The following is a 12,422-nucleotide window of genomic DNA, read 5'->3' on the forward strand; positions in this document are numbered from 1 at the left end:
AAGCATCACAAAAACCGGCCTTCTCCAAATGCTCTGGTATAAACGCGGCACAATAAGCTTGACTGCTCGATGCCGTCCATACAATCTCACGACTAGCATAGAGAAAATCAGATATTTACGGTGTATTTTTATTATATAAGGTCAACGCAAACAGACATTTAACTTTCTGACTGAGGAAAGGACTCACACAATCTAATGTTTCCTAAACGTTATCAAAATGTTATGCAAGCATCATTCATTTAGGCGTAACATACCTTCGCACCCAGATTCAGAGGATGTGCTTCTGATTACTACTCGCTCTTTTACCTCCGCTTATGAAAAACAAACTACTCTTGTTTCTGCTGATAAGCTTTGTGCTTGCAAGCAGTTTTGATGGCTTGGCACAAGGTGTGACCACCTCCGCCATGAAGGGCTTGGTGCTCGACAGCAAAGGCCAACCCCTGCCCGGCGCCACCGTAGTGGCTACCCATTTGCCCACGGGCACCAAGTACGGTACTGCCTCCCGCGACAACGGCCAATACGACCTGCTGAACATGCGTGTTGGAGGTCCCTACGAGTTGGTGGTTTCGTTTATTGGGTCGCAGACGTACACTGACACCGGCATACAGTTGGCGCTGGGCAAGACTTTCGAAAGCAAGATCACGCTTACCGATGCCTCTCAGGCGCTAGGCGAAGTGGTAGTGAAAGGCAACCGCGACGGCCAAATCAACAAGGACCGCACCGGGGCTTCTACCAACATCAACAACAACGCCATCCGGACGCTGCCTACCATCAGCCGCTCGCAGGAAGATTTTACGCGTCTCACGCCTCAAAGCAGTGGCCTGAGCTTTGGGGGCCGCAACACGCTCTACAACAACTTCTCGCTCGACGGTTCCATTTTCAACAACTCGTTCGGGCTGGATGCCCCGACTCCAGGCGGCCAAACCAACTCGCAGCCGGTGTCGCTGGATGCTATTGAGCAGCTGGAAGTAAGCTTGGCTCCGTACGATGTGCGCCAGGGCGGCTTTACGGGAGCCGGCGTGAATGCTGTAACCAAGAGCGGCACCAACGACTTCAAAGGCACGGTCTATACCTTCCTGCGCAATGAAAGCCTGATTGGAGAGAAAGTTGGCGACGTGAAGATTACGAACCCCGACCTGAAATTCAACCAGACGGGCTTCGCACTCGGTGGCCCCATCCTTAAAAACAAGCTGTTCTTTTTTACCAACGCCGAAATCACGCGGCGCGACGACCCGGGCCTGACGTTTCGGCCCGCCAGTAGCCCCACCGAAGCGCAAGCGGCCCTCAACGGTTCGGCTGATGGCGTGAGCCGGGTGCTGGAAAGCGACCTGATTGGCATTCGGCAGCGCCTGATTGACACCTACGGCTACGACCCCGGTTCGTACCAAGGCTTCACCTACCGCACTTATAGCGACAAGTTTCTGGTGAAGTTCGACTGGAACATCAACGCCAAGAATACTTTCTCGCTGCGCTACAACTACTTGAAAAGCTACCGTGAGCAGGGCCCCCACCCTATTGCCATTGCGCCCTCGTCTCGGGTGCAGGGCGTGAACACGCTCCAATACTCGAATTCGGGCTATACCATCAACAACGACTTGAACTCGGTGGTAGGTGAGCTGAACTCGCGCATTGGCGAGAAGTTCAGCAACAAGGCGCAAATCAGCTTCTCCGCTTTCCGCGACTACCGCGAATTGCCCAATGCGCCGCTTTTCCCCATGCTCGACATCACCCGCAACGGCACTACGTATGTAACCGTGGGCACCGAGCAGTTTTCGGCCGAAAACCGGTTGGATCAGAACATTACGCAGTTCACCGACAACCTAAGCTATTTTGCCGGAGCCCACGTGCTGACGGCTGGCGTCACGTACGAGCAGTTCAACTTCGTCAACGACTTCAACTTGGCCCGCTACGGCTACCCTTTCTTCGGCGGGTTAGATGTGGACCGCTTCTTCCAGGTGACGGACCGCTCGAATCCGGCTTTCGTGGACCTAAACGCTGTAGCCGCTGCTGGCGGCCGCAACCGAGTGAAATCGGTGGATGTGAACGTGGCGCAACTTGGCTTGTATGCGCAAGATGAATGGAACGTAACACCTGCCTTCAAACTAACGCTTGGCGTGCGGGCCGATATGCCCATCTACAATACCGACGTAGCACCCAACCCGCAGATTGCCGCCGCGCCTCTGTTGGATTCGGAAGGTCGGCCGACGCAAGTTGACGTAACCAAGTTTCCGAAGGCGACGCCGCTCTTCTCGCCGCGGCTAGGCTTCAACTACGCCATCGAAAACGACCTCACCACCCAAATTCGCGGCGGTACCGGCATTTTCACTGGTCGTATCCCGTTCGTGTGGATCAGCAACCAGGCCTCCAACTCGCAGTTTGACCCCAACGGCTACACATTCCAGATCAACGGCACCGCCCGCGACTTTAAGTTTCCGCAGGTATGGCGCTCCAATCTGGCCATCGACCAGGAACTGCCGGGCGGTATCGTAGCTACGCTGGAGGCCATTTACTCGAAGGACCGCAACGCGGCCATCCACCGCAACTACAACTTCGTGACGCCAACCCAACAGCTAACAGGTGCTGACACCCGCTTGGTGTATCCGACAGCGGGCCCCGGATTACGCCGGGCTTCACCGGCCCCGATGGACAGTTTAGCTTCCTGGATGCTGGCGTGATTGTGCTGGAAAACACCAACAAAGGCTACCAGTACAACCTGACCGGGCAATTGAAGAAAGACTTCGATAACGGCCTCTACGTGCAAGCCGCCTATACCTACACGCAGGCCAAGGACGTGACGTCGAACCCCGGGGAAATTGCGGCTGATGCCTACCAGCGTAATCCTGTGGTTGGCAACGCCAACAATCCGCAGTTGGCGTACAGCGACTTCGGCTTGCGGCACCGCGTTATTGGAGCAGCAGGTAAGCGTTTCGCGTATGCCGATGACCGGTTGGCCACCACCATCAGCTTCTTCTTCGAGGCGGCGCAAGGCAACCGCTTCTCCTACACCTACGCCGGCGACCTAAACCGTGACGGCATTCCTGGCAACGACCTGTTGTTTGTGCCCGCCAACCGCGACCAAATCAACTTAGTTGACATCCGCGACCAGAGCGGTAACGTGCTCGTAACGGCGGCGCAGCAGTGGGAACAATTGAACGCCTATATCAATCAGGATGATTACTTATCGGACCGCCGTGGCGGGTATACCGCGCGCAATGGTGCCATCAGCCCGTGGTACACGCAGCTCGATGCCCGGGTGCTCCAAGATTTCTCGGTGAAAACCGGCGAGCGGAAGCACACGCTGCAACTTAGCCTCGACGTGCAAAACCTAGGCAACCTGCTTAATTCAGATTGGGGCGTGCGGCGCGTGTACGCCAACAACCGCTTCATCGAAACCAGCTACCTTCCAGCCGCCCCGACACGCCTACTTACCAGTTCCGTGGCGGCAACCAAACCTTTATCAACAACACCGACCTAAACAGCCGCTGGCGCGCTCAGGTGGGTTTGCGCTACATCTTCGATTAAGACGAGCTTACTTACCTAAAAGCCCCGAGCGGATAACTCGGGGCTTTTTTGTGCAACTCAGTCAAGCAATCTCTATTCCTTGCTGGCGGGTGCTGTTTTCACTTGTGGCCCCTGACCCGGCCGGGCGTAGGCAAAAGCGCCTACCGACGAGGCTCGGTAATAGGTATCGAGGCCGGAAACGCACACATCGTCGACGGCGGGCAGGTCGAGGGTACCGTCGGGGAGCAGCACGTTTTCGGGGAGGTAGATGTGCTCGACGGTGCCTACTATCAGCACCGTGCCGTTATGAATCGGTAGTTCTTCTTTCAAGCGCAAGCCAATACTGATTTTGCTTTCGCCGACGTAAGGCGCCGGAAAATCGTCGCGAAACTCGGGCGTGAAGTGGCACTGCTCGAACTCGGATTGGTCGGCGTCGAAGTCGGCGGAGGTGTAGTGGGCCTGGCCCACGAAGCTGGCGTGCACGTGGTTGATGGTGAAGCAGCCCGTGGTTTTCAGGTTCTGATAGGTGTGGCGCGGCACCGTGGTAGGCCGCGTGACTATGCCCAACACTGCCGGCGCCGACCCCAAATGAATAACCGAACTGAAAATAGCAAGGTTGGTGAAGCCTTCCGCATCGGCAGTGCCAATCAGGTTGGTAGGCTTATAGCCGGGCAGGGCATTGATGAGGTTGAGACGGTACACCTTCTCGAAAGCCTGAAGGTCGGCGGGGGTGATATGGCGCATAGAGAAAGTGAAATAAGAACGAGGTACAGAACTGAAAGAGGCAAGGATTAACTACAGAGGCATAGAATTTCACCGACCGAGGAAGTGCTTAAACCTGCGCACAAAGCCGTCACAGAACATTTTGCCGGCTGCAAAAAAGCAAAATAGAAGTAGAAAGGTTTAACAAAGCGGCAAGCACGTCAGGCAACCATATTCCTTGTTATGTCGTCACCCAATGCTTGGGAGTTCCGTTAAATAAACCGTACGCATTTCAATTAACCTCGACCTAAAATGGCCAACGCAACCGAAACTTCTTTCGATGCTACCTACTCTCTAGGCGGCGATATTACAGTGAACCGTATGGGCTACGGCGCCATGCGCATTACCGGCGACGGTATTTGGGGGCCGCCCCAAGACCATGACGAATCCATCCGGGTGCTGCAACGGGCGGTGGAACTAGGCGTCAACTTCATCGACACCGCCGACAGCTATGGCCCCAATGTATCGGAGGAGCTGATTGCCGAAGCGTTGCATCCGTATGCGGCCGGTTTGCTGATTGCGACCAAAGGCGGTTTGCTGCGCACTGGACCCAATCAGTGGCCCATTGATGCCAGCCCAAGCCACCTGCGCGAAGCCCTGGAAGGCAGCCTCAAACGCCTCAAGCTCGATCAAATTGACTTGTATCAGCTGCACCGCGTCGATCCGAAAGTACCGTTCGAGCAGACGCTAGAATTCTTGCAGCAAGTGCAGGAAGAAGGCTTGGTAAAACACATTGGCTTGTCGGAAGTAACCGTTGAGCAAATTCAGAAGGCCCAGGAGTACGTGAAGGTGGTATCGGTGCAGAACATGTACAGCGTGGACAACCGCAAGTGGGAAGCCGAACTGAATTACACCGAGCAGAATGGCATTGCCTTTATTCCGTGGTACCCGCTGAGTGGCGGCAATGCGCAGGCCCTCGACAAGCTCACCCAGATCGGCCAGAAATACAACGCCACTAAGCAGCAAGTGGCCCTGAGCTGGCTGTTGCACCGCGCGCCCAATATCCTGCTCATTCCCGGCACCTCGAAAGTGAAGCACCTTGAAGAGAACATGCAAGCCGCTTCCATCGCGCTTACACCGGAAGATATGAGCGAGCTAGAATCGCTCAATCCTGCCTAAAGCAATAAATCGTTCAACAAAACAGCCCCGGTAGCTATGCTAGCATAGCTACCGGGGCTGTTTTGTTGAACGGGCAGATTATTATCTCTGCCCCAAGGCCCAAGTATCCATTTTACGCTCTAATACCGAAAGAGGCATCACACCGTCTTTCAGCAGTTCATCGTGGAAGTCGGCAAGCCGGAAGTGTTCTTTGTTTTGGCCAGCGTATTCTTCGCGCAGCCTGTTCTTCTGAACGCCGAGCTGCTTCTGGTACTTTTCGCGCAGCTCCCGAATTTTTAGGGCGCCAATTTTATAGCTCAGCGCCTGTCCGGGAATGGCCATGTACCGCTCTATCTCGGCTGTGGCGCCTTCCTCGCTAATGGCTTCATTTTCCATCATATAGGCAATGGCCTGCTCGCGGGTCATGTCTTTGGTATGCATAGCCACGTCGACTACCAAACGCACGGCGCGGTGCATTTCGTCGCCGAGGGCGCCCATGTACTGGTAGGGGTCGGTGTAGAGCCCTAGCTCCTTGCCGAGGCTCTCAGTATACAAGGCCCAGCCTTCGCCCATGGCTCCGTACCAGGCAAACCGGCGAAACTTAGGCAGGTTCTCGTTTTCCTGTTGCAATGAAATCTGGTAGTGGTGGCCCGGAATGGCCTCATGCAAAAATAACGATTCCATACCCGACGTGGTATTGAACTTGGTCGCATCTACAATCGGAATGTAGAAGATACCCGGCCGCGAGCCATCCGGACTGCCCTGGTTGTACTCGGCCGAAGCCGAGGCGGCCCGGAAAGCTTCCGTCTGCCGGATTTCGAACGGCGTTTTGGGCGTGCGCCCAAACATCTTGGGCAAGCTAGGCGTGATTTTGGTCTGGATAGCCCGGAAAGCATTTAGTACGTCTTCCGGCGTCTTGTAGGGCATCAGTTTGGGGTCGGTCTTCAGGGAAGCGAAGAAAGCCTTCAAGTCGCCCTGGAAGCCTACTTGCGCCTTTACCTTCTCCATTTCGGTGCGGATGCGCTTCACCTCGGCCATACCCGTCTGATAGATTTCCTCCGGCGTTTTGTCGGTGGTGGTCCAGCTCTTCACGTAGTAACGGTAGATTTCCGGGCCGCCGGGCACGACCGAAATACCAGTAGTCGGCCGGGCTTTCGGCAAATACTCTTTCTCGAGAAAATTACCGAGCTTCTGGTACGTGGGCACCAGTTCCTCTAGAATGGCCTTCTTGTATTCGGTGGTAATACGCTGCTGATCTTCGGCTGATACTTCCTTCGGGAACCGGTTGATGGGGCCGTAGAATAGGCTCTTAGTGGGGTCCGTCACCACCAAGTCGCGCATCTGCGGAATCATCTTTTGCACCAGCGTTTTGGGTAGCACCACCCCGGCTTTCATGCCCTGCCGGAAATTGGCAATGGCCGAATCGCCCCACACCGAGAACCCGCGCACCCGGCCGAGCCAGTTGTCGTAGTCCTTGGCCGTTTTAAAGGGCTGCACACCTTCGCCCGAGCCGTATTGCCCCATCGTGATAGGCAGGCCCCAAAACTGCTGGAATGGCATCATCCAGGTGTTCAATTTCAGTCCCTCCAGCTTGGTTTCGAGGTCGTACTGGAAAATATCGTAGCTGATTTTGTCGTTTTCCGACAGGCTCCCGCGGTCGAATTTCTTGAGGGCGTCAAGGTATTTCTGGTAGAACGTCTGGACTTGTTGCCGAAAGGCGCGGGTCTGGTCGTTGGGCAATTGGTCGTTGTAGCGGTTGTCGCCCTGGGTGGTGGCGTCGAGCGGAAATAAGCGAGCCTGCTCTTCCCAATACCCAGCAAAAAGGTCCGGCAATTTCTTGATTTTGGCCACGTCGGTCTCAATGGGCGCGCTGCCATCAGCAGCAGGTTTCTGCTGGTTGCAAGCACTTAACAAGGTTACAGCCAGCAGGCCGGTAAAGGCAAACTTCTTCATGTAGAAATTACAACAAGGTTTCGTGGTCAAAAGGTAAGGGGTTTGCGCGGTTCACAGAACAACTAAACATCTGCATGGCCCTATTCTTGATATTTGAACCGCAAAAAGCCCGTGAGGAACATCCTCACGGGCTTTTTGCGGTTCGAGCTTATGCAAAAGATGCCGGTCAGTTAATTGACCGTCATGAATTTCTTGTTTACCACCCCCTGCGACGTGACGGCCTGTATCATGTACACGCGGCTTTCCGCGCCACCAGTCATGGGTACCGTACGCGTCACAAGGCCTGTAGCGCCCTCAGACAACGTCTCTGAATAGAGCACCCGACCCATCGGATCAAGCACCCGCAGTTGCTGCAACGTGCCGGGTGTTTGCATTACAATGTTGAGATTGCCCTGGCTGCCGTACGCTTCCAGCTTCTGTTGCGTCTCCCCTACCTGCACAGGTAGCACTTGCGAGTACGTGAAGGTGCCATCGAGGTCCGTCTGCTTTAGGCGGTAGTAGTTTAGGCCACTGCGCATGCTGCGGTCAATGGCTTCGTATTCACGACGGGTGGCAGAGGTACCAGCGGCCGGCACTACGGCAACAGAACTGAAATTCTTGCCATCCGAAGAACGCTCAACCGAGAAGGTAGCCGCATCTTTTTCCGACGCCGTTGCCCACCGCACTATCACTTGATTGTTGTCGTACTTGGCATCAAAGCTCACTAGCTCCACAGGTAGCGGAACTGCAACATTACAATTCGAGCTAACGCTAGGATCTTCAGCCTCTGTCACATTGATGAAATCATAATTTCTTAAAGAATTCCGTGAACCAAATATTTTACCTCTGACACGAATTGCTCCTGTACTAGCACCATTTGCACTAGTGTTACCTTGTTCAATTATCAAATTACCATTTATGGTAAGGGTTGATGGCAGGAATAGATTGCTGTTGTTGCCAATTGTCACGCAAGATGCGGTTCGAACTTCTGCTCCAATTGTTCCTAAAGCTTTATAGAACTCTATCCTGTAAAGATTTAAAGCAACTCCCGCGCGAGCACCTACTGTAATGCGCTGTTGTGCATTTCCTTGTTGATCTCCTATAGTCAATACAAACTGACCAGTATGAGACAAGAGACCTTCTTCAGTTACAGTTAATGTTCCACTGCTCCCGCTTACATCATAATCTATGTTTAACCTAACATCTTTGTCAATGACAATAGTATTATTAGCATTGGGTAACGGATAGACGTTAGGTATTATACCGTTAGGACCTATAGCTGTCCATGTACTTGGAGAGGTCCACAAACCGTTTGTCCTTGATACAAACGTAATCGGTATCTGTGCCCGCGACTCTACTGTAGAGCTAAGCAGACAGAGGAAGGCTAAAAAAGCGTTGAGTAAGGTGGTTTTCATAGTAATCGTAGTTGACGAAGCAGAACTGAATTCTTCGGCAAATTACGCTTACCACAGTTTTATGATGCCTAAACAACACAGATACAGATAGATACATATAAGTTGGCATAATTCAATTTCAGTTATAAAGATTATAATATTTCTGGGTATTCACCCACTATCTTTAAATTATACGTGATTAAATTATATAAATCAAATAACAAGCTTGATATATAAAGTCCAATTATATAAAATTCAAGTTAATTATTTCTAAATAAAATACAATGCATGAACTAGAGCTTTTGATAGAGGCTTTTAGTCTACGCTTTGTTGCTATGACCTCTACTCTGCTAGTGAAAACGCAGGAAACTCTGGTTATCAAACACTTTTTTATGCATCCCAAAAATGAAAAGAGGCCATTTACCAGCGTCACTTATTGAGGGTCAATACTTTACAATCTTTTGCATGAATATAATGCGCTAAAACAAAGTAACCCTTTGAAGGCAGATCAGTTATAAAAGCCTTTCTGATTTACTTCTCAAGCATTTCCTTATGGAATCAATAACTGGAAAAAACGCCCTCATCACGGGCGCCGGCAAAGGCATTGGTCGTGCCATAGCTATTGCGTTAGCGCAAGAAGGTGTAAATGTAGCCTTACTCGCTCGCACTGAAGCGCAGTTGCAAGAAGTAGCGCAGGAAGCGGAAGCCCTAGGCGTGAAAGCCGTTATCGTAACGGCCGACATAGCTGACCGTACTGCTGTGGAATCTGCCGTAACCCAAGCCGAAGCCGCGTTCGGCACCATTGATATTCTTATCAATAATGCTGGCATCGGCACCTTCGCTAAGGTAGTAGACATGGACCCGGAGGAGTGGGAGCACATCGTTCGTGTAAATCTGTTCGGCACGTACTACGCCACCCGCGCTGTGCTGCCAGGTATGATAGCGTGCGAAACCGGCGACATCATCAACATTTCCTCTACTGCCGGTCTGCGGGGCGCGGCTACTACCAGCGCTTACAGTGCCTCCAAATTCGCGGTCATGGGCCTTACTGAGTCGTTGATGCAGGAAGTGCGCAAGCACAACATTCGCGTATCGGCCCTCACGCCGAGTACTGTAGCCACCGAGTTGGCCATCAGCAACAAGCTCACCGATGGCAACCCCGATAAAGTGATGCAGCCCGAAGATTTAGCCGAGTTCGTGGTGTCGCAGCTTAAGCTCAACCGCCGCATCTTCATCAAGGAAGCAGGCATGTGGAGCACCAATCCGTAGTTGGTTTAGCAATAAAAAAGGCCGCCCTGCTCAGCAGGGCGGCCTTTTTTATTGCCTGGCGCTATTCAAGCTTACTCTATTTTCCCGTTCCGAATTATTATATCTGCTTTCGGCTCAGCCTTCTTAACCATCGTACCAAAAGCGCCTTTCTTCTCGAAGGAAGCTACCACTTCGTTCTCAACGGGGGTACGCTGCACTACAGGGTTGTTGGCCCAAAACTCGGGTCGTATTTGGTGGCCTTGATGGTTTCCAAGTCCCGGTCGTCGAGGCTGGCGCGGGCGTATGGGATGTTGGTGGGCGTAGTGGACGTGTCGTAGAAATAGGTGAAAGACGTCACGCTCAGGGGCACGGTACCGGTTTTGGCGCCGGTTACCAAATCGGCCGTCAAGTCCACCTGCATGTGGTCGAGGGGGAAACGGGCGCATCGGATGGCTGGAACACCATATCGACGGACAGCTTGGGGTTCTTAAACTTCTGATTGGGGTTGCTGGACGTGGCCGTGAAGCTCGGCTGCGTCATCTTGTAGCGTACAATTTTGTTGGTTTCGATATTGATCCAGATGGTGCCAGAAGACTGGTACTTGATTTCGGGCCGAGTCTCGAACGTTATTTCGGCAATGGTGCTGCTGTCTTGGTCGAGCAGCCCTTTTAGCTCCAGCAGATAGTTTTTCACGGTGTTGGGGCTGAGCAGCGCCAACGACTTGGTGCTGTCCATACCGGCATCGTAGAGGCCGTAGCGGCGGGTATATATCGAGAAGTTGCTGAAGGCGGTAGCAGCTTGCTTGGCGGCATAGCGCCCCTGTGAAATTGTTGTACCCTCGATGCGCGCCGGGTTGGACTTCACATTCCAGACCACTTCTTGCAGTTCGGTGGGCTCGTCGCTGATGCGCGTGAGCTGGCGGTAGTAGGCTTTGCCGTAGAACTTCTTGGAGTAGTTGCTTTGCAATTGCCGGAAAGCCTTTTCCACCAACTGGAAGGGGTAACTATTCACTTTCACTTCGGGCAACGCCACCGAAGCCGCTGCCAAGGCTATTTGTAGCGGCGTAGTATAGTTGGCTTGCGTTACGCGCACAGTGTCGCGTAAGTGACCTAGCTCCGAGAAAACCAGAGTGCGAGGCAAGTCCTTGAGCACCAAGGTAAATTCGCCGTTGGCGTTGCTGGCAGTGCCGTTGGTAGTGCCCGTCACCGAGATACTCACGAACGGCAGCACTTCTTTGGTTTCTTTATCGGTGATAGTGCCGCGTACCGTGTACTGCGCCACAGCGGCAAAGTTCAGCCCAAGAAAAGCCACCAAGAAAAATCCGCTTGTCAGCAGCAAGCGCAACGACGACCTATAAAGCGCAGGAAAAATAGACGAGAACAAGGCGAGACAGATTAAATGAATACGGAGGGAGAAAGCTCTAAAACGAAGTTTACTGCTTGAAACATATATCGACACCGCAAAGGTAGATTCGGACACGTTTCGAAAACGGAAAAAGTGAAGACTTCTCGCCTCAATACAAATACGATACCGATAAACCACTTCTTACAGTTGAGTACGATAGGTTTTTCTTCATCTGCGTAAACCCGACGGGCCTTATCTTGGTCCTATCAATACTACTTTTCCTTTCCTCACTCCTACTTTTCACGTCATGCTGAAGCGAGATTTTTTGAAAAACGGTCTTATGACCATGGTTGGTGCCCTAGTAAGTCCTGCCTTGCTAGCCCGCGCCCACGACGAAAAGCTGCTCCGCGAAGCCCGTGCTACTCCTATTGCCGACGGACCTTTCACGTTACCGGCCCTGCCATACGCCTTCAATGCTTTGGAGCCGCACATCGATGCGCGCACCATGGAAGTTCACCACGATGCGCACCACAAAACCTACGTCACGAAGCTGAACGAGGCTGTGGTGGGCAAACCGCAAGAGAAAATGTCGTTGGCCGATTTGCTTGCTTCGGCCAGCAAGCAGACCGATGCGGTGCGCAACAACGCCGGCGGGCACTTCAACCACTCGATGTTCTGGCAGTTGCTATCGGCCAAGGGCGGCGGACAGCCTACTGGCACGCTGGCTACGGCCATTACCAGCACCTTCGGCTCGTTCGATAAGTTCAAGGAGCAATTTGCGGCGGCGGCCACTAGCCGGTTCGGCTCGGGTTGGGCTTGGCTGAGCGCTGATAACACTGGCAAACTCTTTATTTCCTCGACTCCCAACCAGGACAACCCGCTGATGGACGTAGCAGGCATTCAGCACGGCACGCCCGTACTCGGCCTCGATGTGTGGGAACACGCCTACTACCTGAAGTACCAGAACAAGCGCCCTGAGTACGTGGCCGCCTTCTGGAACGTAGTGAACTGGTCGGAAGCAAACCGCCGCTTTGAAGCCGTGAAAAAAGGTTAAACCAGTCGTTGCTGGTCCTTTACCAGTAGAGCAGACCTAGCAACTTGGATTCCGTTAAAGCCCGTCGAAGTGTTCGGCGGGCTTTTTTG

At 53.0% G+C, this 12,422-nt stretch carries 10 protein-coding genes; 5 read left to right on the plus strand and 5 right to left on the minus strand.

The genetic code is table 11. The features are described from left to right. Positions 1-314 precede the first annotated feature (314 nt). Both MUN86_RS16320 and MUN86_RS16325 read left to right on the plus strand, forming a co-directional pair. Positions 315-2,675 (plus strand): TonB-dependent receptor, encoded by a 2,361-nt coding sequence (locus MUN86_RS16320; RefSeq protein ID WP_245119120.1) that lies wholly within the window; start codon positions 315-317, stop codon positions 2,673-2,675. Beyond that, a complete protein-coding gene (locus tag MUN86_RS16325) occupies positions 2,672-3,475 on the plus strand; it encodes a hypothetical protein (protein ID WP_245119121.1) in 804 nt (267 codons plus the stop codon). Before MUN86_RS16320 ends, MUN86_RS16325 begins: the two co-directional genes overlap by 4 nt. Before the next feature lie 119 nt (positions 3,476-3,594). Here MUN86_RS16325 and MUN86_RS16330 read toward each other — a convergent pair whose 3' ends face one another. After that, complete coding sequence (locus MUN86_RS16330; protein WP_245119122.1) at positions 3,595-4,245, minus strand: flavin reductase family protein; 651 nt, start codon at positions 4,243-4,245, stop codon at positions 3,595-3,597. A gap of 270 nt (positions 4,246-4,515) precedes the next feature. Between MUN86_RS16330 and MUN86_RS16335 the strand changes: the two genes are divergently transcribed. Beyond that, positions 4,516-5,382 carry an aldo/keto reductase gene (locus MUN86_RS16335; protein ID WP_245119123.1) on the plus strand — a complete coding sequence of 289 codons (867 nt, stop codon included), beginning with the start codon at positions 4,516-4,518 and terminating at the stop codon, positions 5,380-5,382. Between the two features lie 81 nt (positions 5,383-5,463). Here the strand turns inward: MUN86_RS16335 and MUN86_RS16340 are convergent, their stop codons facing one another. Both MUN86_RS16340 and MUN86_RS16345 read right to left on the minus strand, forming a co-directional pair. Beyond that, positions 5,464-7,314: a DUF885 domain-containing protein gene (locus tag MUN86_RS16340; RefSeq protein ID WP_245119124.1), complete on the minus strand. Its 1,851-nt coding sequence runs from the start codon at positions 7,312-7,314 to the stop codon at positions 5,464-5,466. 170 nt (positions 7,315-7,484) lie between these two features. Then, positions 7,485-8,027: a hypothetical protein gene (locus MUN86_RS16345; RefSeq protein WP_245119125.1), complete on the minus strand. Its 543-nt coding sequence runs from the start codon at positions 8,025-8,027 to the stop codon at positions 7,485-7,487. 1,212 nt (positions 8,028-9,239) lie between these two features. Between MUN86_RS16345 and MUN86_RS16350 the strand changes: the two genes are divergently transcribed. Continuing rightward, positions 9,240-9,956, plus strand: coding sequence for a 3-ketoacyl-ACP reductase (locus MUN86_RS16350; protein WP_245119126.1), 717 nt, complete (start codon positions 9,240-9,242; stop codon positions 9,954-9,956). 196 nt (positions 9,957-10,152) lie between these two features. On the opposite strand, the gene MUN86_RS16355 is transcribed toward MUN86_RS16350, so the two are convergent. Together MUN86_RS16355 and MUN86_RS16360 are read right to left on the minus strand one after the other, a co-directional pair. Then, positions 10,153-10,356, minus strand: coding sequence for a hypothetical protein (locus tag MUN86_RS16355; protein WP_245119127.1), 204 nt, complete (start codon positions 10,354-10,356; stop codon positions 10,153-10,155). Then, positions 10,341-11,318, minus strand: a complete 978-nt coding sequence (locus tag MUN86_RS16360) for a carboxypeptidase-like regulatory domain-containing protein (RefSeq protein ID WP_245119128.1) — start codon at positions 11,316-11,318, stop codon at positions 10,341-10,343. The genes MUN86_RS16355 and MUN86_RS16360 overlap by 16 nt, the downstream gene beginning before the upstream one ends. A 268-nt stretch (positions 11,319-11,586) precedes the next feature. Here MUN86_RS16360 and MUN86_RS16365 point away from each other — a divergent pair, with 268 nt between their 5' ends. Next, a complete protein-coding gene (locus tag MUN86_RS16365) occupies positions 11,587-12,333 on the plus strand; it encodes a superoxide dismutase (protein ID WP_245119129.1) in 747 nt (248 codons plus the stop codon). The last annotated feature ends 89 nt before the right edge of the window (positions 12,334-12,422 follow it).

This window comes from Hymenobacter volaticus (assembly GCF_022921055.1).
In the GTDB taxonomy this organism is placed as follows: Bacteria; Bacteroidota; Bacteroidia; order Cytophagales; family Hymenobacteraceae; genus Hymenobacter; species Hymenobacter volaticus.

Excerpts from the sequence above, each read along its gene's own strand:
- MUN86_RS16330 (WP_245119122.1), bottom strand. The coding sequence starts at position 4,245 with ATGCGCCATATCACCCCCGCCGACCTTCAGGCTTTCGAGAAGGTGTAC.
- MUN86_RS16365 (WP_245119129.1), top strand. The coding sequence starts at position 11,587 with ATGCTGAAGCGAGATTTTTTGAAAAACGGTCTTATGACCATGGTTGGT.
- MUN86_RS16355 (WP_245119127.1), bottom strand. The coding sequence starts at position 10,356 with ATGCAGGTGGACTTGACGGCCGATTTGGTAACCGGCGCCAAAACCGGT.
- MUN86_RS16335 (WP_245119123.1), top strand. The coding sequence starts at position 4,516 with ATGGCCAACGCAACCGAAACTTCTTTCGATGCTACCTACTCTCTAGGC.
- MUN86_RS16320 (WP_245119120.1), top strand. The coding sequence starts at position 315 with ATGAAAAACAAACTACTCTTGTTTCTGCTGATAAGCTTTGTGCTTGCA.
- MUN86_RS16340 (WP_245119124.1), bottom strand. The coding sequence starts at position 7,314 with ATGAAGAAGTTTGCCTTTACCGGCCTGCTGGCTGTAACCTTGTTAAGT.
- MUN86_RS16350 (WP_245119126.1), top strand. The coding sequence starts at position 9,240 with ATGGAATCAATAACTGGAAAAAACGCCCTCATCACGGGCGCCGGCAAA.